Origin of the sequence: Xenorhabdus cabanillasii (assembly GCF_003386665.1) — a bacterium.
Taxonomy (GTDB): Bacteria; Pseudomonadota; Gammaproteobacteria; order Enterobacterales; family Enterobacteriaceae; genus Xenorhabdus; species Xenorhabdus cabanillasii.
The window spans coordinates 37,590-61,881 of record NZ_QTUB01000001.1 but is presented as its reverse complement, the minus strand read 5'-3'; the positions used below and the strand labels follow the sequence as shown (position 1 = coordinate 61,881).

Sequence of the window (24,292 nt, the reverse complement as noted above, 5' to 3'; positions counted from 1 at the left end):
TGGGACTTCATTTCCCAATACAAAAACTCGAGAAAATCCGTCCAAGCAGATCATCGGAAGTAAATTCTCCCGTGATTTCACTCAATGCCTGTTGTGCTAAACGCAGTTCCTCCGCCAACAACTCCCCTGAACGGGCAAATACCAATTGTTGATGGCCTTCCTGCAAATGTTCTGTTGCTGTATTCAGTGCCTGTAAATGACGACGACGGGCAAGAAAGCCGCCTTCAATATTACTGTTGAAGCCCATGGTTTCTTTTAGATGATCGCGCAGCAAATCAATTCCTTCTCCTTCACGGGCAGAAAGGCGGATTAATGAGTAACCATTTATCTGTGATATACCGGTTTCTTCTCCGGTCATATCTGTTTTGTTACGAATAACCGTAACAGGCAGAGATGCAGGCAGCCTTGCCATAAACTCCGGCCAGATTTGGGCAGGTTCGATAGCATTGGTTGTCGTACTGTCCACCATAAACAGTACTCTGTCAGCTTGTTCGATTTCTTGCCATGCGCGTTCGATACCAATACGCTCTACTTCATCACTGGCTTCACGCAAACCTGCGGTATCAATCACATGCAGCGGCATGCCATCAATATGAATATGCTCGCGCAAAACATCGCGTGTCGTACCCGCAATATCGGTGACAATTGCGGCTTCACGGCCAGCCAACGCATTCAGTAGACTGGATTTACCTGCATTCGGACGACCTGCGATCACTACGTTCATCCCTTCACGTAAAAGGCTGCCTTGACGTGCTTGTGAACGAACTTGCTCAAGTTCTGCAATCACTTCATCCAACTTGGCTTCTATCTTGCCATCGGAAAGAAAATCAATTTCTTCGTCAGGAAAATCAATCGCCGCTTCAACGTAGATACGCAGATTAATCAACGCTTCTACCATTTGATGAACCTGCCTGGAGAATGTTCCTTGCAAGGAGTTCATCGCAGAACGGGCAGCCTGCTCCGAGCTGGCATCAATCAGATCCGCAATTGCCTCAGCCTGAGCTAAATCAAGTTTATCATTCAAAAACGCGCGTTCAGAAAACTCCCCCGGATTCGCGATGCGCACACCGGAAATTGTCAGAATACGTTTTAACAGCAAATCAAGAATAATCGGCCCGCCGTGCCCTTGGAGTTCCAGCACATCTTCACCAGTGAACGAGTTAGGGCCTGGGAAATAAAGGGCAATACCTTGATCTAATACAGAACCATCCAGATCACAGAACGGCAGGTACTCGGCATAACGGGGTTTCGGGAGTTTTCCCAATACCACCTCAGCAACTTCCGCAGCTTTGGGGCCAGAAATACGCAGAATGCCTACACCGCCTCGTCCCGGAGGAGTGGCCTGAGCGACTATCGTATCGGTGGTATTCATGAAATTCTCTCTTTTACCAATTTTCTGAAATAGTAAAGGCGGCCAATGACCGCCCTCTATATATTTTTAAAAAAAATCTATTTTTAAAAGACTTATTTTTTAGAAAGGTCTACTTTCTTTTCGCGAGTATGTAAACCGCGTTTTTCCAGACTGCGGAAAATAACCTGTTGCTGGATAATAGTAACCAGATTACTGACGATGTAGTACAGCACCAGACCAGACGGGAACCACAGGAAGAAGATGGTAAACACGACTGGCATGTAAGTCATGATCTTCTGCTGCATCGGGTCAGTTACGGTAGTTGGTGACAGTTTCTGGATCACAAACATAGTCACACCCATCAGCAATGGCAGGATGTAGTACGGGTCTTGCGCAGACAAGTCCTTAATCCAGCCCATAAATGGTGCATGACGCAGTTCAACAGATCCCATCAGCATGTAATACAATGCAAGGAAGATTGGCATCTGAATCAACAGAGGCAGACAGCCACCCAATGGGTTTACTTTCTCTGTTTTGTACAACGCCATCATTTCCTGACTCATGCGCTGACGGTCATCACCGTAACGCTCACGCATCGCAGTGATTTTCGGCTGCAACAGACGCATTTTCGCCATAGAAGTATATTGCGCTTTAGTCAGCGGATACATGATACCGCGCACGATAAAGGTAATGGCAATAATGGAGAAGCCCCAATTACCAATGAACTCATGCAGGAATTTCAGTAGTTTGAACAGAGGCTGGGAAATAAACCACAACCAACCGTAATCAACAGTCAAATCCAGATGTGGAGCAACTGTTGCCATTTTGTCCTGAATTTCAGGGCCAACCCACAGGGTAGAGGAGATATTCTGCTTACTGTTTGGTGCAATATCGATGGTTTCACCTTTGTACCCGATAATCGCCATTTTCTGGTTTTTCAGGTCAATGGTATAGAAATTACTGGTCTTACCTTCTCCGGGAACCCAGGCTGTAGCGAAATACTGCTGGAGCATCGCCACCCAACCGCCTTTTGTGGTTACGGAAAGCGGTTTACTTTCAATTTCATCAAATTTGTATTTTTCGTATTTTGCTTCATCAGAAGAATAAGCAGCACCACGATAGGTATGCAGAGCAAAGTTACTGCTGCCGGTATCACGATGTGTCGGCAGGTTAACGCTCTGCTTCAACTGACCAAAAAACGCCATCTGCAACGGTTTGTCGGTCACGTTATCAATGCTGTAATCAACAGAAACAGCATAGTTACCACGTTTCAACACGAAAGTTTTAACATATACAACACCATCTGGTGCGGTATAAGTCATCGGAATACGCAATTCATTCTGACCATCAGCCAAAACATAACTATTCTGAGTAGTAGTATAGAGAGGACGCTCAGCTTGATTATCTGGACCATTAATGCCAGTTAATCCACTTTGAGCCTGATAAGTGAACTCTGGGGTCGTTTCCAACAGCTTAAACGGCGTTTTGGAACCAAGAGTATCAGGATAGGCCAGCAGATCAGCCTCTTCAATATCACCACCACGGGTATTGATGTGCAACGTAAGCACATCCGTTTTCACGGTGATCAGTTTGCCTTGCCCATTGCCTGCTTCGTTACTCAGCGAACTTGTTTGGTGCGAGATCTGTACTGTTGGTTGTGGGTTCTTATCATTCTCCCACGCCTGCCAGACCAAGAACGAAACAAACAGCAAAGCGATGAGAAGGAGATTGCGTTGCGAATCCATCGTTAATGTTCTCTGTTATCTTCGTTTTTTCTAGGTGGGACAGGATCATCACCACCTTCGTGTAAAGGGTGGCATTTTAATACGCGTTTCACCGTTAACCAACTGCCTTTTATCATTCCAAACCTGCGTAATGCCTCAATACCATATTGGGAACAAGTAGGGTTGAAACGACAACGAGGCCCCAGTAGTGGACTAATCACTAACTGGTAACCTCTGATTAAAGTAATCAAGAGGCGCGAGCCAAACGACAGTGACGACGCCATAATTTGCCTAACGTTTCCGTTAGCTCACGATTATCAAGCTCAGCGACCCCTTTCCTTACCAAAATCACAAAATCCATAGAAGGTAATTTATGTTGGTTTAAACGAAAACTTTCACGAGCCAATCGCTTAATACGATTACGCTCATGGGCGCGTTTAACATTTTTTTTGGCGACGGTTAGACCGATACGGGGATGCCCCAGCTCATTAAGGCGTCCAAGGATGGTAATCTCTGCGGAACTTGCCCGTTGTGGCTGCTGGAAAACATAAGTGAAATGCTCGGGAGTTAACAAACGTAACTCCCTCGGAAAAGCGAGCTTAACCACTTGGAATGGTTAGCTTTATTACTTAGAAACGGTCAGACGAGCACGGCCTTTCGCACGACGGCGAGCCAGAACCTGACGACCATTTTTAGTGGCCATACGAGCGCGGAAACCGTGAGTACGGTTACGCTTCAGTACGGATGGTTGAAAAGTGCGTTTCATAGCGATTTCTACCTAACTTAAAATTTGTAACTGATTCAGCAAATGCGTTGGCGACCAGTGAGAAATAAGTAGACACCGATGCCTCAATCGCAACATCAATATATAGAAAGAGGCAGGATTGTAATAAAATGTACTACCCTTAGTCAATCCAAGATGACGCGAGCCTGACCGCGTTTCAGTCGGTGTCAGACTTGTTGCTACCCAATATTTTGCTATCTAAGGTGTTAACCCTGACTTCCCACCAGCCACAGCCGGAAAAAAATCGTTTGGCATTACACACAGGGTGCAAGATTATACGGACTGTGTAATAAAGCGCAAGGATCCAACACGGATCCTGGAATTTGAGCAATAATTATACTGCTGTTTTCCCTTTGAATTTTAAATGATAATTAAATGCGATTTGCTATATACCATGATTACACTACAGTATCTTCTATGGGCTTTATATTCTACGAGTACCAAAGCGTGGTGATCTCCCTGTGGATAAAAAGCGTCAAAGCTGTGTAAAAGAATGAGGATTTATATCGTCTTTTGCGTTATGATCACTGGTCACGATTCCGATCTCGCTGTACGGATCGTCGGGAGAGCGATGAAAGTAAAAGTCGCCACAAGGTACTGCGAGCTATCTCATCGGTAGACGTTCTTACCCGGTAACGTTCTCATCGGTAAATAGTAATGCCTTGTGCCCAGTATAACGTATCTATTATTCCAGTTTCTTTTATTGGTCTTGTTTTAGGGGAGTTTGCCGTGTCACTTTCGCTTTGGCAGCAATGTCTTGCCCGTTTGCAGGATGAGTTACCTGCCACAGAATTCAGTATGTGGATACGACCCCTTCAGGCAGAACTAAGTGATAACACGTTGGCTCTCTATGCCCCCAATCGCTTTGTATTGGATTGGGTTAGAGAGAAATATATAAATAATATCAACTTGTTATTAAATGATTTCTGTGGTCCTGAAGTACCATTACTGCGTTTTGAAGTAGGTAATAAGCCTGTTTCACCGAGCCAGTCTACGTCTCAGAAAATCATTGCTGATATGCCGGTGGCTACTGCTCCATCCAGTTTATCTGTACGTCCGAGCTGGGATAATGCAAAAGCGCAGCCGGAGTTATCCTATCGTTCAAATGTGAATCCTAAACATACATTTGATAACTTTGTTGAAGGTAAATCCAACCAACTCGCCAGGGCAGCAGCCAGACAAGTTGCCGATAACCCGGGAGGAGCATATAACCCGCTATTCCTTTACGGAGGCACAGGGCTGGGTAAAACCCACCTTTTACATGCCGTCGGCAACAGCATCATGGCACGTAAAGCCAATGCAAAAGTGGTATACATGCATTCTGAACGTTTTGTGCAGGACATGGTTAAAGCTTTGCAGAACAATGCGATAGAAGAGTTTAAGCGTTATTATCGTTCAGTAGATGCCCTGCTTATTGATGACATTCAATTTTTCGCTAATAAAGAGCGATCCCAAGAAGAATTTTTTCACACGTTCAATGCTCTGCTGGAAGGTAATCAACAGATTATTCTGACATCAGATCGCTATCCAAAAGAGATTAATGGCGTTGAAGATCGGTTAAAATCCCGTTTTGGCTGGGGACTAACTGTTGCTATTGAACCACCGGAGCTGGAAACCCGAGTTGCCATTCTGATGAAGAAAGCAGATGAAAACCAGATTCAGCTACCGGGGGAAGTGGCCTTCTTTATAGCTAAACGCCTGCGATCCAACGTCCGTGAACTCGAAGGCGCTTTGAACAGAGTCATCGCCAACGCCAATTTTACTGGCCGGGCGATTACTATTGATTTTGTACGCGAAGCATTACGTGACTTATTGGCTTTACAGGAAAAGCTGGTAACTATTGATAACATTCAGAAAACAGTCGCTGAATATTACAAAATCAAAGTTGCTGATCTGCTTTCCAAGCGCCGCTCACGCTCTGTTGCCCGTCCAAGACAGATGGCAATGGCGCTGGCAAAAGAGCTGACAAATCACAGCTTGCCTGAAATCGGGGATGCCTTTGGTGGCCGTGACCATACAACCGTACTGCACGCATGTCGTAAAATTGAACAGCTGCGTGAAGAAAGTCATGACATCAAAGAAGATTTTTCTAACTTAATCAGAACATTGTCTTCCTAGCGCTATGAAATTTATCATTGAACGTGAGCAATTATTAAAACCCTTGCAACAGGTCAGCAGCCCTTTAGGTGGCCGCCCTACCCTGCCTATTTTAGGCAATTTATTGTTGCAGGTGACGGACGGCTCCCTGTTACTGACAGGTACAGATTTAGAGATGGAAATGAAGGCTCGGGTAGCACTCACTCAGCCACATGAAGAGGGAGCAACCACCATTCCCGCGCGTAAATTCTTTGATATCTGGCGTGGATTGCCTGATGGAGCGGAAATCAGCGTTGAGCTGGATGGTGACCGTATTCTGGTTCGCTCCGGACGCAGCCGTTTTTCACTTTCCACCCTGCCTGCATCCGATTTCCCCAATCTGGATGACTGGCAAAGCGAAGTTGAATTCTCATTACCACAAGCAACATTAAAACGTCTGATTGAGTCTACTCAATTCTCAATGGCACATCAGGATGTCCGCTATTATTTGAACGGTATGCTGTTCGAAACTGAAGGGGAAGAACTGCGTACTGTTGCTACAGATGGCCATCGTCTGGCGGTCTGTTCAATGAATATTGGCCAGAGTTTACCTTCACACTCAGTGATTGTCCCTCGTAAGGGTGTCATTGAATTAATGCGATTACTGGATGGTGGAGATACCCCACTCCAATTGCGGATCGGCAGCAACAATATTCGCGCCCACGTTGGTGACTTTATATTTACCTCAAAACTGGTTGATGGACGTTTCCCTGATTATCGTCGTGTCCTGCCCAAGAATCCTGATAAAACACTGGAAGCAAATTGTGACATGCTTAAACAGGCATTTTCACGGGCGGCGATTTTATCCAACGAAAAATTCCGTGGTGTTCGCATTTACCTGAGTGAAAACCAGCTCCGAATTACCGCAAATAACCCGGAACAAGAAGAAGCAGAAGAGATCGTCGACGTCAATTATCACGGCGCTGAAATGGAAATTGGCTTCAATGTCAGTTACGTATTGGATGTCCTCAACGCATTAAAATGCGAGCAAGTCAGTTTACTGCTGACGGATACCACATCCAGTGTAAAAATAGAGAATTCAGCCAGTCAGGCAGCGACTTATGTCGTGATGCCAATGCGTCTGTAAAAAATGCGCCTGTAACAAGTATTAATTCATAGCTCATGATTCTCTCGCGTCTGTTGATCCGCGATTTTCGTAATATCGCAAATGCCGATTTGCCGTTGGCAACGGGATTTAATTTTCTTGTCGGGCCAAATGGCAGCGGCAAAACGAGTGTATTGGAATCCATTTACACATTGGGCCATGGACGCGCTTTTCGCAGTATTCAGGCGGGGAGAGTGATCCGTCATGATTGTGAGGAGTTCATTCTTCATGGGAGGCTGGAGCAACAGTCCCATGAGCGAACTCTGTCGGTTGGATTAAGCAAAAACCGTCAGGGTGACAGCAAAGTCAGAATTGATGGCAGTGATGGGCATAAAATTGCCGAGCTGGCAAAAATGCTGCCAATGCAACTTATCACACCAGAAGGTTTTACGCTGTTAAATGGTGGCCCGAAATACCGCCGTGCTTTTATTGATTGGGGTTGTTTTCATAATGAACCGCGTTTTTTTACTGCCTGGGTCAACCTGAAAAGGCTGCTAAAACAACGAAATGCGGCATTACGGCAGATAACCCGTTATAACCAGATCCAGCACTGGGATCATGAGCTTGCACCGCTTGCGACCCAGATAAGCCAATGGCGGGCTGAATATATTGCAGGTATTGCCGAAGATATTGAAAAAACCTGCAAACAGTTTTTACCTGAGTTCACTCTCAGTATCTCTTTCCAACAAGGCTGGGATAAAGAGAGTGAATATGCAGAACTGCTCGCGCGGCAGTTTGAGCGCGACAAAGCATTAACCTATACCGCATCCGGCCCCCACAAAGCCGATCTGCGGATCAGGGCAGACGGCATATCTGTGGAAGATATGCTCTCACGTGGTCAGCTTAAGTTACTGATGTGTGCCCTGAGGTTAGCACAGGGTGAATATTTCACCCGACAGAGCGGGCAAAAATGCCTGTATCTGCTTGATGATTTTGCCTCTGAATTGGATGCCGGTCGTCGTAATTTATTAGCCGAGCGTCTGAAATCTACGCAAGCCCAGGTGTTTGTCAGTGCAATAACTCCTGAGCAAGTTGCAGACATGATTGATGTAAATAGCAGGATGTTTCGCGTAGAACATGGCAAAATAGAGGTTCAACCACAGGATTAAGATGAGCGAGAAACGTTGATGTCGAATACATATGACTCCTCAAGTATCAAGGTATTAAAAGGGCTGGATGCTGTTCGTAAACGTCCAGGCATGTATATCGGTGATACCGATGATGGTACTGGCCTGCACCACATGGTCTTCGAGGTTGTTGACAACGCTATCGACGAAGCCCTCGCAGGCCATTGTGACAAAATAAATGTCACAATCCATGCAGATAACTCAGTTTCTGTACAGGATGATGGCCGCGGTATTCCTACCGACATACACGAAGAAGAAGGTGTTTCAGCAGCGGAAGTCATCATGACCGTGCTGCATGCGGGGGGTAAATTCGATGACAACTCCTATAAGGTTTCCGGCGGCCTGCATGGCGTAGGGGTTTCTGTTGTTAACGCCTTATCTGAAAAAACTGGAACTGACTATCCGTCGTGACGGTAAAGTACATGAACAGACCTACCATCATGGAGTTCCGCAAGCACCACTGAAAGTCGTTGGTGATACAGAACAAACAGGAACAACTGTGCGTTTCTGGCCAAGTATGGATACGTTCAAAATTAACACCGATTTCGAATTTGATATTTTGGCAAAACGCCTGCGCGAATTATCATTCCTGAATTCCGGCGTTTCCATCCGTTTAGTTGACAAGCGCACCAATACAGAAGATCTCTTCCATTATGAAGGGGGTATTAGAGCGTTTGTTGAATTCCTGAGCCGCAATAAAAACCCGATCCATCCGAATGTTTTCTATTTCTCCACCGAAAAAGACGGTATTGGTGTTGAAATTTCCATGCAATGGAATGATGGCTTCCAGGAAAACATTTATTGCTTTACCAACAACATACCTCAGCGTGATGGGGGAACCCATTTAGTGGGCTTCCGTACAGCGATGACCCGTACCCTCAATAGCTATATGGATAAAGAGGGTTACAACAAAAAATCCAAAGTCAGTGCTACCGGTGATGATGCCCGTGAAGGCCTGATCGCGGTTATCTCGGTTAAAGTTCCAGATCCGAAATTCTCTTCACAAACGAAAGACAAACTGGTTTCTTCTGAAGTGAAAACTGCGGTTGAAACGATGATGAACGAGAAGCTGGTGGAATATCTGCTGGAAAACCCGAACGATGCCAAAACTGTTGTTGGCAAAATCATTGATGCAGCACGTGCCCGTGAAGCTGCCCGTAAAGCGCGTGAGATGACCCGCCGCAAAGGCGCATTAGATCTGGCAGGTCTGCCGGGCAAACTGGCTGACTGTCAGGAGCGTGATCCTGCACTGTCCGAACTCTATCTGGTGGAGGGTGATTCTGCGGGCGGTTCAGCTAAACAGGGGCGCAACCGTAAAAATCAGGCTATCCTGCCACTGAAAGGTAAAATTCTGAATGTTGAAAAAGCGCGTTTTGACAAAATGCTCTCTTCACAGGAAGTGGCAACCCTGATTACCGCATTGGGTTGTGGTATTGGCCGTGATGAATACAATCCGGATAAACTGCGTTATCACAGCATTATCATCATGACCGACGCCGACGTTGACGGTTCCCATATTCGTACTCTGTTGCTGACATTCTTCTATCGTCAGATGCCGGAAATCATTGAACGTGGTTATGTCTATATTGCTCAGCCACCACTGTACAAAGTGAAAAAAGGCAAGCAGGAGCAATACATCAAAGACGATGATGCAATGGAAACCTACCAGATGTCCATTGCACTGGATGGTGCATCACTTTACACCAATCCACATGCTCCGGCTCTGAAAGGCGAAGCACTGGAAAAACTGGTAACTGAATTCAATGCGACTCAAAAAATAATCAAACGTATGGAACGCTTGTATCCGCTGGCGTTACTGAATAACTTAATCTACCATCCGGTATTGACCGAAGATGCCTTAACCGATCAAACCAAAGTGGAAGAATGGGTAAGTGCACTGACTATTCGTCTGAATGACAAAGAACAACATGGCAGCACTTACAGCTACCAAATCCATGAAAATCGCGAGCGTCAGGTTTACGAGCCGGTTCTGTGCATCCGCACACACGGTGTTGATACTAACTACAATCTGGATTTCGATTTCATTCACGGAGGCGAATACCGCCGCATCAGCAAACTGGGTGAATTGATCGGTAATCTGATTGAAGAAGGTGCCTATATTGAACGTGGCGAACGTCGTCAGGCAGTAAGCAACTTTGAGCAAGCACTGGAATGGCTGAGCAAAGAGTCACGCCGCGGTCTTTCTATCCAACGTTATAAAGGCCTGGGGGAAATGAACCCTGATCAGTTGTGGGAAACTACAATGAACCCAAAAACTCGCCGTATGATGCGCGTCACTGTGAAAGATGCCATTGCGACAGATCAACTGTTCACCACCCTGATGGGTGATGCCGTTGAACCTCGCCGTGCATTTATCGAAGAGAACGCACTGAAAGCGGCGAATATTGATATCTGATATTCCTGACTCCTGCCCCGGATAACTAAAACGTTATCCGGGAAAAAAGACTGTTCAAAATTTATCTATAAAATATTCATTGGTTACTTGGAAAACCATCCAAAACTGTCTTATATTACTTCTCAAATTAATTGAAAAATCCTTCATTTGCTTACCCTGATAAAGAGCTATTATTTAAGGATATTTCGTCATAAAAACAAAAAATGATCTTATTAAGAATATAAGAAAAATTTCATTTTCATTATATAGATCAGTAAATTTTAATTCTTATATAACATATTGAACCTAGATGTTAAGAGTAGCTTAAGTTCATTAATCATATTCAATTTCTATTATTGAGGTTATTATTATGTTAAAACGAAATTCTTCTTTTAATAGCTATATACACAAAACACCATCTGGAGCTTTATCCCGCTCAAACTCTTTCCATACTCTGCCACCCAAAAATATATTGAATATCAATGTTAATCATCACAACCCCAGATTGATAAATGGATATGTTCCAATAGTTAAAAAAGTAACATTGCAAGAAGCAGAAATAGCAGCCAAGAAATTATATAATTCAATTAAACAGGATGGATGGCTGTCACATATCGAAAATACATATCGAAGAAGAGATAATATAGAAGCAAAATCGAGTCTTTCCACCGAAGAATTATGGGATCTGAGATGTTGTATAACAGATAGCCTGTTATGTACAGTGAAAGATAATTTATCATTCCGCATCAGAAAAAAAGATGGTGCCTTATATCAAGGTTGCAATTATACCTACTTTGTCTGTTATACAACTCACTTTCCAACAGACTCAGTGACTTCTCTGATGATGCCCATTGGAATAATGTTATTTACCTACAATGAAGATGATCACTATCCATATTATCCTGAAGTCAGTTACCTGATTATCCATCCAGGGATCCAAAATTGTGCTTATTTATTGATGGAAAAAGCTGTCAATTTGTCCTACCAAACAGGCCATCATGGAAAATTAAAATTGACGACCGCAATATCTCATCTTTCAAGGGCTTATAATAGGATGGGATTTGTTAATTATACAGAAAGTACTATGCTGTTAGATCCCAATAACAGCGGAGCCTGGTTATTCTCTCCAGAGCATGGAGGTTATCGATATACTGCATCATGCTAATGATACAAGAAATTCCAAAACGAACCGCCGCCAATATAAGCATTCTTCACTATATTGGCAGCCTATTTCAACTATCGTATTATTCCAATAACTAAACTATTTCTACAACAAAATCCGCAACATCCTGCGCAACGGCTCCGCCGCTCCCCACAGTAACTGATCACCGACAGTAAAAGCTGACAGATATTCCGGCCCCATGTTCAGCTTACGCAGCCGACCCACTGGCGTGTTCAAAGTACCAGTCACCGCAGCCGGTGTTAACTCACGCATTGTCAGTTCGCGATCATTCGGGATCACGCGAACCCAATCATTATGGGATGCCAGCAGCGTTTCAATTTCATGAATCGGAATATCTCTTTTCAATTTCAGGGTAAATGCCTGACTATGGCAACGCAGTGCACCAATACGGACACACAGGCCATCAACCGGAATGATGTTATCACCTGTGTTCAAAATCTTGTTGGTTTCCGCCTGGCCTTTCCACTCTTCACGGCTCTGTCCATTTTCCAGTTGCTTATCAATCCACGGTATCAAACTCCCGGCCAGAGGAACACCAAATTGATCAGTCGGCAATGTGCCACTACGGGTGAAATCCGTTACACGCTTTTCAATATCCAGAATCGCAGAAGCCGGGTTTTGCAGTTCATCTGCAACCTGATTATGCAGCATTCCCATCTGAACCAATAACTCACGCATATGACGGGCACCACCGCCAGAAGCCGCCTGATAGGTTGATACCGATGCCCATTCAATCAAATCATTGGAAAACAACCCACCCAATGCCATTAACATCAGGCTGACAGTACAGTTACCGCCAACAAAAGTTTTAATCCCTTTATTCAGGCTGTTCTGAATATGTTGATGGTTAACAGGATCGAGAATAATGACAGCATCATCATTCATGCGGAGTGCAGAAGCCGCATCGATCCAATATCCCTGCCAGCCCGTTGCTTTCAGTTTAGGGTAAATTTCATTGGTATAATCCCCACCCTGACAGCTAATAATAATATCCAGCGCATTAAGTGTTTCAATATCAAAAGCATCCTGCAAAACGCCTGATTTACCTGTAAACTCTGGGGCTGGTTGTCCATGTTGAGAAGTCGTAAAAAAAACAGGATTGATCTGGTTAAAATCCCCTTCTTCGCTCATTCTCTGCATCAATACTGAGCCAACCATACCACGCCAGCCGATAAAACCTACACTTTTCATCATATTTACCCTGTCTTGAAAAAGTCATTGTCAGCACCCCTGACAGTACTAAAGCTGACAAAATATGAGAAAAGGTGCAAGTAAATTTATGCGCTACAAAACTAACCGTCTTGCAGCAATCCGCGTGCTATTTTTAAACTATATCTAAATTTATTCAGGTATTCCTTTGCAAATATAATTAGCTACAAGAAAATAATTCATTAATTGATAATTTAATAAATAAATTATATCAACTAATATCCCTTTCTGAATTTATATCTTAAATACGCCGTAGTTTTCCCTGATTTCAATACAGAATAACAGCCAATCAAAAAATTAAACGATTTTGTTTTATTATTAGCAAGAATATAAATAACAGCCATTAATTCCTCTGGTGAAAATTCAAAAAATATCTTTTTTTAACTATTAAGTTATTCTTAAATTTGATTTAATTAAATATAATTTCACAATTATCTACCACCGTTTTGAGACAGCATCCTAATGGCGCTTTTCTTACAAAACTGTTTAGCTTTTCCAGTTATTATCTTCAGCGGACTATTACTGATTATTTTGTTTTATTGGATATGTGCCGCTTTTGGTTTGTTTGATATTGATATTCTGAATATGGATGTAGATAGTTTCGATGCAACCTCTCTGGCGGGCTGGTTAACGAAACTCGGCCTGACCGGAATTCCTGATCACACTCATTACTCTGATTGGCTGGCCACTGAGCTATTTCAGCGAGCACTTAATGTCGTTCTGATCAGTTATGACGCCACAACTAACAGTTATACGGTCGCCAATGAAGATGAATTTAGATTGTGACAAGTTACTTTCCACCACTGCCGTAAAACTTGCTATCTGACATGCCTCTCTCAATATTTCGGTCATGGATGAATAGCAACTTAAGTTCTGGGGTATTCCGTTAACCCCAAACAAGTTTGCCCTACAACAAAATGGAGAAACACTTAAATATGTCAGATATTAATTTGGCTGATTTCATGCCGTTTTTGATAATTATTGCAACGATAATCATCGTCATTCTGGGTTTTTTCGGGCTTTTTAAAGCATTTTATATCAAAGTACCACAGGGAACTGCGCTGATCGTCAACGATATGTCATCTCAGCCTAAAGTTCATTTTACTGGCGCTCTGGTCTATCCCGTTATTTACAAAAAAGAATTGATGCGAATTTCCCTGCTGACGCTGGAAGTTGATCGTCGGGGCAAAGATGGCCTGATCTGTAAAGATAACCTGCGCGCAGACATTACTGTTGCTTTCTACCTGCGAGTCAATGAAACCACCGAAGATGTACTGAAAGTGGCAAAATCCATCGGTGTTGAACGTGCATCTGACCATAATGCCGTCAACACCCTGTTTAGTGCCAAATTCTCAGAAGCACTGAAAACCGTTGGTAAACAATTAGAACTGGCAAAACTGTTTGAAGATCGGCAGAACTTCCGTGATCGCATTGTTGATGTTATCGGTAAGGATTTGAACGGTTATGCTCTGGAAGATATTGCTATCGACTATCTGGAACAGACCCCGAAAAACTCGCTGGATCCAAACAATATTTTCGATGCGGAAGGTATTCGCAAAATTACCGAAATCACTGCCATTCACAATATAGAAACCAACCAGAAAGAACGGGATCAAGAGCTGGCCATCCAGAAGAAAAACGTGGAAACCCGTGAAGCCAGTCTGGCATTAGAACGTCAGCAAGCTGATGCCGAAGCCCGCCAGAAACGTGAAATTGAAAGCATCCGTGCTCGTGAAGCCGCCGAGACTCTGAAAGTAAAAGAAGAAGAGCGCCTGAAAGCAGAACAGGCTCGCATTCAAACTCAGCAGGAAATCGAAATCTGCGAAGAGAATCGCCTGCGTGAAGTGGAAGTTGCCCAACAGAATCGCTCCCGTGCCGTCACCATTGAAATGGAAAAAGTCATTCGGGCACAGGAATTGGAAATTGTTGCCCGTGAGCGTGAAGTTGAACTCCAGCGCATTGAAAAAGAGAAAGCGCTGGAAGAAGAGCGTAAAAATATTTCTAACGTTATTCGTGAGCGTGTCGCCGTAGAAAAAACCGTTGCCCAGGAAGAAGAACGCATCAAGGAAGTGCGTATGGTTTCTGAAGCAGATCGCCAAAAACAGATCACCATTATTCAGGCTCAGGCCGAAGCCCGTGGTACACAAGAAAAAGGTCTGGCAGAAGCCAAAGTACTGGAAGAAAAATTGACGGCACAAGCACGTGGTGAAGGTCAGTTGGGTACCGCACAAGCTGAAATTATTCGCCAGCGTCTGAAAGCAGAAGCTGATGGCCTGACTGATAAATTCACCGCGATGGGTAATCTCAGCGATACCGCACGTGAGCATGAAGAGTTCCGTATGCAGCTTGAGAAAAACTTTGAACAAGCGATGTCTGCTATTGCCGCCAATAAAGAGATCGCCAAAGAGCAAGCGGAAGTTCTGGCGACAGCGCTTAGCAAAACCAACATCGATATCGTGGGCGGTGACGGCAGCTTCTTCAATACCTTCTCTAAAGCACTCACTGTGGGCAAAGCGATTAATGGCGTAGCAGACAAAAGTCCATTAGTAAAATCTGCCGCAGATAAGTTACTGGCTGGTAAAGGTAATAACGGAACCGGAGAAAAGGAGGTGGACGAAAAAGTGGCTGGAGAGCAAAAACTCGATTTCAACTCTCTGCTGCAAAACCCGGAAGTCCAATCTCTGGTCAATATGTTCAGCGGCAGTAAAAAAAGTCAGAAAAAAGATAACTCAGAAGAGTAGTCAGTAACACCCACCGCCACGGCTGCCCGTGGCGGTGAGCATTCATATTTAAGAGCAGAAGAGAACTTACTCAAATTAGCAGAGATCCGTGGCACCATGACACCAGAACAACAACAACGCTGGCAACAGATAAAACGCGATTTTATGCGCAATAAAGCACCAGGCGGTGATAATGCTAGTGTCGGTGATCGGGTTGTTGCCCAACTTGCTGATTTGGTTGAGAGTGTTCAGGCGTTAAAAAATTGATCTGTATATCCAGATCTACAAAAGAGTACTTCCAGGAAATGGCTGAGACGGTATCTGAAATCTGATAAAAGATAATTCGCCCGTTATCATAACGGGCTGATTATGATTACATCCATTCCAGAGCCGGATCATCCACTGGCTGCCGTAAGATTTGTTTATCTTTTTGATAATCATGTGACACTTGCCAATTTGGACTGCGTCCCTGACGGGGAAGCGCGTCTTCGCTTCGTTTCACATAACCAGATTGCAAGGCACCAAACAAATGTTTATCAGGTACTACCTCATCCGGCTGAGCATGTGGTGTCACAACCGTAGTCTGACGGCGATCCATTTCTTTTAACAAACGACAAATATATTCCGCTGAAAGATCAACTTTTAATGTCCAGGCGTTACTAACGTAACCAAATAGATAAGCAAAATTAGGAATATCCTGTATCAATGTCCCCTTATAGAACATCAGGTTATGACCTTGCTGTGGTTGACCATCAATAGAAATCTCAGCTCCCCCCATCAGTTGTAATTGCAACCCTGTCGCTGTAACTATGATATCAGCAGGTAATTTCTTACCTGATTGCAATAAAATTCCGTCTTCAGTAATACGCTTAATTTGATCAGTAACGATAGACGCTTTCCCCTCTTTCAGAACTTTAAATAGATTGTTGTCGGGCACAAAGCACAACCGTTCATCCCATGGCATATACTTGGGGGTCAGGTGTTTCATGTCAAAATCAGGGCCAACTTTTCTGCGGGCTAATCCCAACAATAACGATTTCAAAAAGTTAGGGAAATACCGGCTGATTTTATATAACAAGCTGAAAAATAAGATATTGCGATTTTTGCTTAATGTATAAATCCAACGTTGTGGAATAATGCCATTCAGAAACTCAGCTATCTTATCCCTGCCTGGTATTGAAAAAATATAACCCGGGGAACGCTGTAGCATAGTAATATGCTCGGTCTCATATGCCATTGCCGGAAGTAAAGTGACTGCGGTTGCACCACTTCCAATCACAACAACCCGCTTTCGTTTGTAATCTAATGTCTCAGGCCAGTGTTGTGGATGAACTATTGTGCCTTTAAAATCTTCAAGGCCGGGGAGTTTGGGTACATAAGGTTCATCCTGATTGTAGTAACCTGTCGCGCCAATAAGAAAATGACAGGTAAATTGCTGAATCTCTCCACTGGTTTCATCTATTGCGGTAACAGTCCATTGGCGAGTTTCATTTGACCAGTTAATTTTGGTGATCTTTAATCCAAACTGGATTTTTTTATCAATTTCATACTCTTCCACTGCTGAATTCAGATAGCGTCTAATTGAAGGCCCGTCAGCAAAAATACTGGTGTCTGTCCAGGGACGAAATTTATAGCCATAGCTCATCATATCTGAATCTGTGCGAATCCCCGGATAGCGAAATAAATCCCAGGTTCCGCCTATTGCGTGACGACGTTCTAAGACCCCCACTTTTTTGTTAGGACACTCTCTTGCCAGATGGCATGCCATACCAATGCCAGAAACGCCCGCTCCCATAATCAAAACATCATAATGGTTATCCATATTACCCCCTATAAAAGTACTCTTTTGATTAAATCAGTCTCCCATTACTGATATATATTATTTTTTATTCATTAGAACAACCATTTGTATTTATGAAGTAGGAGTATCATGATTAGATACAGAGGTGATTGTTAAAAAGGTTTCTTTTAATTAATCAGTATTGAAAAATTATGGATAAAAAATTAATTATCACTTAAAGTGCTTATAATTATTAAAACCTCTAATATGGAAAGTACACTTTGAATAATTACAAATTACTTCCTGCTCTAATATCAATACTGAGAACACTTAATTTGACTGAATCAGCAAAACAATTAAATGTTACACAGTCTGCAATGAGTAAAACATTAAATCAGCTTCGTGAAGATTTTCATGACAAGATTATTATAAGAGAAGCAAATAAATTTATCCTTACTAAGAAAGGAGAGAGATTAAAAGCACAACTTCCAATATTGATGCAGCAATTAGATAATCTATATGCACCAGAATCAATAAAGCTAAATCAATGTAAAAGGAAATTTACCTTAGCCTCCAGCGACTATGTCGCCCAAGCCATCTTACCTTCTATCTTTTTTCATATTGAAAAGGAAGCGCCTAACGTCAGTATCGAATATAAATTGTGGTATAAAAACAACCTGAATAAACTTGCCGGGCAAGATCTTGACTTAGTGGCAACTATTGCTGACTCCATACCTGATAATTTATATGGCAAGTTAATGGCCGAAGACCAACTTGTTGTTGTATTCAGACATAATCACCCTAAATCTGATAGTGAGCTAACCATTAACGACTATATTAACAGTCGGCATATTCTTATTAGTGGTGGCGGAGATAAAGATAGCTTCGTTGACCATACATTAGCAATGATGGATCTCCACCGTAATATTTTGGTTACAGTTCCTTTTTTCCAATCAGCCATTGAGTTACTGATAAAAACAGATGCGATGCTCACTATACCACTGCATATCGCTGCTGATTTTGCACAAAATTATGATTTGAAAATAAGATACTTACCCATTGATATCCAGCCGCAGCAATACTACTTACTATGGCATGCCAAATATCATCAGGATCCAGAGCATAAATGGTTCCGAGAGATTTGTTTTCCTCTAATCAAAGCTCACCTTGAAAGGACAATCAGACATGGTATGAAATTAATTCATACCCGTAAGTAGATTTTTCATCTTTTATATATCATTTACTTTCATTAGTATAATGATATCAATTCATTAATAGTAAAATAGCGGTAATTATTATGCCATCGATAGAAACATTAATTACATTTATCAGTATTTCAACTTTTTTATGTTTTTTACCAGGCCCTGATAATCTTTTTATATTGAGTCAATCGGCAATAAATGGGCGAAAAGTTGGAATATTAATAACCATTGGTCTATGCATTGGTTTGGCAATACATATTTCTTTAGTATCGTTAGGCATTGCAGCAATATTACGAGAAAATGCAGTAGCATTTGAAGTTATTCGGATTTTTGGCATAATTTATCTCACTTATCTGGCTTGGGGTGCTTTCAAAGCTAAACCTGTTTTTATTCAAGTAAGTACTGACAAATTTCACGATACCAAGAAACTCATCAGCAAAGGGATAATAATGAATTTATCAAATCCCAAGATTATCATTTTCTTTTTGGCTTTTCTGCCCCAGTTCACCAATCAAAATACAAATTTTATCCCAGTTTCACTCCAGTCATTATATCTTGGCTTGATATTTTCCATCATCACTTTTATTGTATTTTCCATTATTTCATACTTATCAGGGTATTTAAGTGATGTAATATCTCATAAACCAGAAATACAAAATATTTTAAATAAAATCACTGCTTTAATATTTGTAGTATTGGCAGTTAATTTATTAATTTCAGATAGATTTTCCTGATAAATGCAATTTCTCAGAAAAGCAGTCAGTTGGTATCTTTCTCGCCAAAGGAAAATGCGCTATGGTCTATATAAAACTTTTCGAAACAGAAAGATACTAGGTTTTCAGCTTAAAAAATGGGGTAATAGATGGTAAGCCTTGAAATTATCTGTACACCAGAAAACAATATTGAACGAGGCAAGCCTTTTGAGAAGTTAAAAATCGATATCTTCCGGTTTCTTGTTCGCTAATGGACAGGGCACTCCCGGTAAAAGGCGTACAGGACGCAAATTGACATATTGCTGAAAATCACGACGAAATTTAAGTAATGAACCCCAAAGCGAAATATGATCAGGCACTGTTTCAGGCCAGCCAACAGCGCCAAAATAAATGGCATCAAGCTGTGTTAATTGATTAAACCAATCATCAGCCGTGTTTAAGATAATAATCGCAACTGGCCCATTCAAAATGTCCAAACGATAAACGAAGATCCCATTTTTCAGCCACAGCCTGCAATACCCGAATGCCTTCGGGAAGCACTTCATGACCAATTCCATCTCCCGGAATTGCAGCAATTTTAAACATTTTTTCATCAAACATATCTCATTTATCAGGATACGGAATTGACTTTTCAGATATCTTATAATTGACTAATTTGTATTCAATACAAAAAATGTAGAAACATAATTTACAATTTATGAATAATCTTCCTTTTTACAGGATCTGCGCGTCTTTCTTTTAGTGGCTAAAAGAGCGAGTTTTGTCGCCGTTGCGGAAGAAATCGGGGCTTCTCCTGCTTTTATCAGCAAACGTATCGCCATATTAGAGAATGTATTGAATGTCAGCCTGTTACACAGAACAACACGCCGGGTATCAATTACCGAAGATGGTGAGCGGATATATGAATGGGCGCAACATATCCTGAATGATGTTAATCAGATGCTTGATGAACTTTCCGAACTTCGGCAAGAACCTCAAGGGAAAATCAGAATTACCAGCAGCTTCGGTTTTGGCAGAAAATTTGTTGCCCCGGCTTACCTCGCCCGCAACCCGATGCCGAAATCAATTAATGAACTCCCTTCTCACGCTTGTCTGGTGATCAAAGAGCGGGATCATCCGTTCGGGATCTGGAAATTGCAAAACAGTACCGGTACTCAATCGGTGAAAGTCACCGGGCCGATGTCATCCAATCATGTTGAAATTATTCACCAATGGTGTCTGGATGGTCATGGTATTACTTTGCGCTCGTATTGGGATGTCAGAGAAAATATTAAATCAGGCGCTTTGATTCATATTCTGCCTGAATATTACCAGCCAGCGAATATCTGGGCAGTTTATGTGACACGTTTGGCTATATCCGCCCGTATCAGAGTGACGGTTGAGTTTTTAGAGCGTTATTTTCAGGAGCATTATTTGGAGCAGAAAGACGATTTTCAAACCAGATGAATATAGGTAAACACTTCCTGGTCAATGATGCTTATATTGTGCGAATCCGGTATTCTTTACGCAACAAGGGCTAACTTGTCTCACTTTGCACTGACCTGCGCCACAATAATTTCCTCGTGAACCAATCAAGCGTTAAAGCACGCACCATGCCTGGCACACTAAAGCAAAGCGCCGGATAAAAACCAGTACTTTGTCAGTAACCTGAAGACACTATTGCTAGTGCCTTGATATTATTAAGATCAAAAATTAGTACTGAACGTATCAAAGTTATCGGCTTTAACAAACTTGGCAGCGTTGGGCACCTCTTTGCCATCTTTGTCTTTGCTTAATGCATTGAAATGCTCAACACCACATTTGATCTTGGCCTTTTCAGCCTCACGCAGATCATCTGAGAATATGCTTGATTTCGTTTCAACCACAAAGTAAAGCTTCTCCCCCGCGCCATCATCTTTGTCAATTAATACCGCCCAGTCAGGATTATAACTGCCCAGCGGAGTACCAATCCTGAACCAGGATGGCAACTTGGAATAAATCTTCACTTCTTCAGCACTTTCCAGCTTTTCAGCGAAGTTAACCTCAGTATCTGAATCACAAATGATGTAGTCATATACCGACTTTTCAGCTTTCACCATATCTTTGAAGTAACCAGTCAGCTCTTCTTCTTGGAAAAGCTCTTGGGCATAGTATGCCTCGTCACCAATACGGTGATATTTAATGCCATCTACAATGGCAATACGCATCTGTTTACGGATAACTTCACCCGCTAATTCGATAAAACGCTGAGGATTGTTTTTGAAGGCTTCCAGCTTATCGCCTAAACCTAACAGAATATCGATAATTGTCTGGCGGGTCAGATTGGTCTGATCGGTCAGATAAGTCACGATATCTGGCAACCGGAAGTTACGATTGCGGTAATCCTGAATCCTGGTTTTCTTATCGTAAGTTTCCAGTTCAGCTTCAGTGACAGCAACCTTAACCTTGGTGTACTGAAACCTGGCACTGGCTACTACCACGTTCGCTCTAATTTCCTTGATACAGTTTTCAACCAGCTCGTTGATATTAAAGTTAACACGATAAGTTGTTTTGTATTTAATACGCCCCCAAAGGGCCATGAAGTCTTCACCAAGTACAACTTGCTTACCATTTGTATCTTCACACAAGGCTACAGAGCGCTTCTCTGCGTGTTTTTTCACGTTCAAGCCTTTTGCCAACTTCTTCAATGTGGCAACGATGGCATCAGTATACTCAGCAATACTGGAAGGCAGACTCACCTCATTGTTATTGATGGCAATTTTCAGCACATCCTGAATCTTGCCTTTGCCATCAATATAACCTTGAGACAGAAGATGCTGAAAGATCTCTTCTGACTTCTTTGCTCCCAAGAAGGCCTTCTGATCCAGTTCGCCAGAAACAACAATGTTGGCAAATTGGTGAGACTCAACCACACCAAATTTAATGCCTTCTTCTGCTTCAATCTCTTTTTGCAGTTCAGAAACAAAATGTTCATAAGATTCATTTGCCATAACGGTCAGGGTATTTACCTCAAAACCGTAAGGCACGCGCTCACCAGATTGATCAACGGCTAAACGCAGGCCACGACCGACTTCCTGTCGTTTTTTAGTGATCGAGCCGGATTCATTCAACGTACAGATCTGGAAAACATTCGGGTTGTCCCAGCCTTCTTTCAGTGCTGAGTGTGAAAAGATAAAACGCAGTTTCTCGTCTATAGACAGAAGCTTTTCTTTATCTTTCATGATCAGATTATAGGCCGACTCATCCGCCGCGGTTTTACCCCCTTCGCCTTTAGCTGAAAGCTTCGAATCAACGAGCTGAGGGTTGCCAGAAGCATCTTTTTTCTTGTCCTGTGCAAAGTAGCCATCGTGTACTGTTTGCGTGAGTTCTTGCAGCGCTATTTCGTTAATAGTGTATTTATCGCCATCACTGTGCCAGATTTTCGGGTACAACACGCGATATTTGGGCTTGCTAACCTGCCTGGCAAACTCTTCTTCAAACCACCTGGCAAACTTACCCTGAACAGGCACGCCATCTTTAGAGTAGCCGCGGTAGTTGGCAACCTTATCGATAAAGAACAGACTCAGCACTTTAATACCTTTCTGGCTTAGGATTTTCGAGTGGTCGAGTTTGTCATAACCCGTTGTTACCTTGTGATAGAACTTCAGTTCTTTTTCCAGATGCTCTTCGATAGTTTTGGCTATTTGAATGCGTTTAAAAGCCTCCGAATCCACTTCGCCAATGGCTTGCCCAAGGCGCACAATTTCATCGCGACTGGTAAAATCAATATATTCATTACCTTCTTCGCAATAAATATCGTTAACGATATAACCTTCATAAACACTGCGCCCACCCGAAAGTTCGAATAAGTCATTAACCTGACCCTCTTTGATAGTGATTACCTTACGTGGTTGCAGCTTGCCTGTGCGCGTTTGAGCGCCAATTTCAATTTTGGCAGAAATGGGGGACTTCTTATTATCAACACTCACTAGCTTGATGTAGGCCTGGTTATGCCCGTCTTTAACATCCAGCGAAGCAACTTCAATTTGCTTAACCAATTTGCGCTCATAGGCATCAATAGAATCGAGCTTATATAGCAGGTGCGGCGCTTCCTCCAACGTGGCCGAATAACGGAATGTACACAGCGGCGCTAAGCTGCCAATCGCGTCTTTTCGGTTTGCCGTTGATACAACTGACTGTGGTTCATCAATAATAACGACAGGACGAGTCGCCTGAATAAATTCAATCGGCTTCATCCCGTTCAATCTGTCATCTGTACGGTGAATCAGATTCGCCGTAGTTTCTTTCGTAGGATCGGTGAATGACTTACTGAACGCATCAATATTGATCACCATGATTTGGGTGTAATCATTGGTAGCAAAGTTACGCACCTGTTCGCGCTTTGATGAGTCATAGACAAAATAGTCATACTGGACGTTTTTGTACTGCTCACGGAAGTGCGACTCAGTGATTTGCAGTGACTTATAGACGCCTTCTTTAATCGCAATAGACGGCACCACGATAATAAACTTTGTCAGTCCATAACGCTGATTCAGTTCAAAGATAGAACGCAGGTACACATAAGTTTTACCTGTCCCCGTTTCCATCTCAACACTGAAATCCAGACTTGCCAGTTCTTGCTTTGCGTTTTCAACCTGTGGCAAGCCATTCTTTAACTGGACGTTACGCGTGTTGGCATAAATTTCATCAGGCGATAAGGTAAGAGCATTTCCGACACCGAGTTCATTATTTTTACCAAAGATATCCAGTTGCTGATTCGCCCACATATTATCAGCTACCGTAAAATTACATTGAAATGTTTCCTGTCCTGCAAACACACCTAAAACAGCTTCAACCGCCTCCATTTGGTGTGATAAGTCCGATCTAAATTGAATCTTCATTACC

Annotated in this window: 16 protein-coding genes and 4 pseudogenes; 11 read left to right on the top strand and 9 right to left on the bottom strand. The window is 42.7% G+C overall.

Features of this window, described 5'->3' with window-relative positions; translation table 11 throughout:
- Positions 1-7: 7 nt before the first annotated feature.
- The 5 genes from mnmE to rpmH all read right to left on the bottom strand — a co-directional run bounded on the left by mnmE (position 8) and on the right by rpmH (position 3,841).
- Positions 8-1,372, bottom strand: coding sequence for a tRNA uridine-5-carboxymethylaminomethyl(34) synthesis GTPase MnmE (gene mnmE, locus BDD26_RS00295; protein WP_115825246.1), 1,365 nt, complete (start codon positions 1,370-1,372; stop codon positions 8-10).
- A 92-nt stretch (positions 1,373-1,464) separates the two neighbouring features.
- Complete coding sequence (gene yidC, locus BDD26_RS00290; RefSeq protein WP_115825245.1) at positions 1,465-3,096, bottom strand: membrane protein insertase YidC; 1,632 nt, start codon at positions 3,094-3,096, stop codon at positions 1,465-1,467.
- Between the two features lie 2 nt (positions 3,097-3,098).
- The gene (gene yidD, locus BDD26_RS00285) at positions 3,099-3,359 is read right to left on the bottom strand and encodes a membrane protein insertion efficiency factor YidD (protein WP_072022044.1); all 261 of its coding nucleotides are present in this window, start codon (positions 3,357-3,359) and stop codon (positions 3,099-3,101) included.
- Positions 3,323-3,682, bottom strand: a complete 360-nt coding sequence (gene rnpA, locus BDD26_RS00280) for a ribonuclease P protein component (RefSeq protein ID WP_038267113.1) — start codon at positions 3,680-3,682, stop codon at positions 3,323-3,325. Before rnpA ends, yidD begins: the two co-directional genes overlap by 37 nt.
- An 18-nt stretch (positions 3,683-3,700) precedes the next feature.
- Positions 3,701-3,841 (bottom strand): 50S ribosomal protein L34, encoded by a 141-nt coding sequence (rpmH, locus tag BDD26_RS00275; RefSeq protein ID WP_038267117.1) that lies wholly within the window; start codon positions 3,839-3,841, stop codon positions 3,701-3,703.
- A gap of 747 nt (positions 3,842-4,588) precedes the next feature.
- Here rpmH and dnaA point away from each other — a divergent pair.
- From dnaA to BDD26_RS00250, 5 genes and pseudogenes are all read left to right on the top strand, one after another.
- On the top strand, positions 4,589-5,977 hold the full coding sequence (gene dnaA / locus BDD26_RS00270; RefSeq protein WP_038267138.1) for a chromosomal replication initiator protein DnaA: 1,389 nt from the start codon (positions 4,589-4,591) through the stop codon (positions 5,975-5,977).
- A gap of 4 nt (positions 5,978-5,981) precedes the next feature.
- Entirely contained in the window at positions 5,982-7,082 is a 1,101-nt protein-coding gene (gene dnaN / locus BDD26_RS00265; RefSeq protein ID WP_115825244.1) for a DNA polymerase III subunit beta, read from the top strand.
- A 35-nt stretch (positions 7,083-7,117) separates the two neighbouring features.
- Positions 7,118-8,209, top strand: a complete 1,092-nt coding sequence (gene recF / locus BDD26_RS00260) for a DNA replication/repair protein RecF (protein WP_038267123.1) — start codon at positions 7,118-7,120, stop codon at positions 8,207-8,209.
- 18 nt (positions 8,210-8,227) lie between these two features.
- Positions 8,228-10,643 (top strand): annotated as a pseudogene (gene gyrB / locus BDD26_RS00255) (DNA topoisomerase (ATP-hydrolyzing) subunit B).
- Between the two features lie 349 nt (positions 10,644-10,992).
- Positions 10,993-11,787 (top strand): hypothetical protein, encoded by a 795-nt coding sequence (locus tag BDD26_RS00250; protein ID WP_115825243.1) that lies wholly within the window; start codon positions 10,993-10,995, stop codon positions 11,785-11,787.
- 102 nt (positions 11,788-11,889) lie between these two features.
- On the opposite strand, the gene asd is transcribed toward BDD26_RS00250, so the two are convergent.
- Positions 11,890-12,996, bottom strand: coding sequence for an aspartate-semialdehyde dehydrogenase (asd, locus tag BDD26_RS00245; RefSeq protein WP_115827465.1), 1,107 nt, complete (start codon positions 12,994-12,996; stop codon positions 11,890-11,892).
- A gap of 480 nt (positions 12,997-13,476) precedes the next feature.
- On the opposite strand from asd, the gene BDD26_RS00240 reads away from it, so the two are divergent.
- The 3 genes and pseudogenes from BDD26_RS00240 to BDD26_RS19415 all read left to right on the top strand — a co-directional run.
- Positions 13,477-13,800, top strand: a complete 324-nt coding sequence (locus BDD26_RS00240; protein ID WP_244922621.1) for a hypothetical protein — start codon at positions 13,477-13,479, stop codon at positions 13,798-13,800.
- A gap of 158 nt (positions 13,801-13,958) precedes the next feature.
- Positions 13,959-15,755, top strand: a complete 1,797-nt coding sequence (locus tag BDD26_RS00235; RefSeq protein WP_115827464.1) for a flotillin family protein — start codon at positions 13,959-13,961, stop codon at positions 15,753-15,755.
- Positions 15,756-15,809: 54 nt separating this feature from the next.
- Positions 15,810-16,001: pseudogene (locus tag BDD26_RS19415) on the top strand (hypothetical protein); the annotation flags it as partial.
- A gap of 106 nt (positions 16,002-16,107) precedes the next feature.
- Here BDD26_RS19415 and BDD26_RS00230 read toward each other — a convergent pair.
- The gene (locus tag BDD26_RS00230) at positions 16,108-17,556 is read right to left on the bottom strand and encodes a flavin-containing monooxygenase (protein ID WP_115825242.1); all 1,449 of its coding nucleotides are present in this window, start codon (positions 17,554-17,556) and stop codon (positions 16,108-16,110) included.
- Between the two features lie 239 nt (positions 17,557-17,795).
- Between BDD26_RS00230 and BDD26_RS00225 the strand changes: the two genes are divergently transcribed.
- The gene (locus BDD26_RS00225) at positions 17,796-18,731 is read left to right on the top strand and encodes a LysR family transcriptional regulator (protein WP_115825241.1); all 936 of its coding nucleotides are present in this window, start codon (positions 17,796-17,798) and stop codon (positions 18,729-18,731) included.
- Positions 18,732-18,811: 80 nt separating this feature from the next.
- On the top strand, positions 18,812-19,450 hold the full coding sequence (locus BDD26_RS00220; RefSeq protein ID WP_115825240.1) for a LysE family translocator: 639 nt from the start codon (positions 18,812-18,814) through the stop codon (positions 19,448-19,450).
- Between the two features lie 197 nt (positions 19,451-19,647).
- On the opposite strand, the pseudogene BDD26_RS00215 reads toward BDD26_RS00220, so the two are convergent.
- A pseudogene (locus BDD26_RS00215) lies at positions 19,648-20,029 on the bottom strand (isocitrate/isopropylmalate family dehydrogenase); the annotation flags it as partial.
- 97 nt (positions 20,030-20,126) lie between these two features.
- Here BDD26_RS00215 and BDD26_RS00210 point away from each other — a divergent pair.
- Positions 20,127-20,875 (top strand): annotated as a pseudogene (locus BDD26_RS00210) (LysR family transcriptional regulator).
- 239 nt (positions 20,876-21,114) lie between these two features.
- Here the strand turns inward: BDD26_RS00210 and BDD26_RS00205 are convergent.
- Positions 21,115-24,288, bottom strand: a complete 3,174-nt coding sequence (locus BDD26_RS00205; protein WP_244922619.1) for a type III restriction-modification system endonuclease — start codon at positions 24,286-24,288, stop codon at positions 21,115-21,117.
- Between the last annotated feature and the right edge of the window lie 4 nt (positions 24,289-24,292).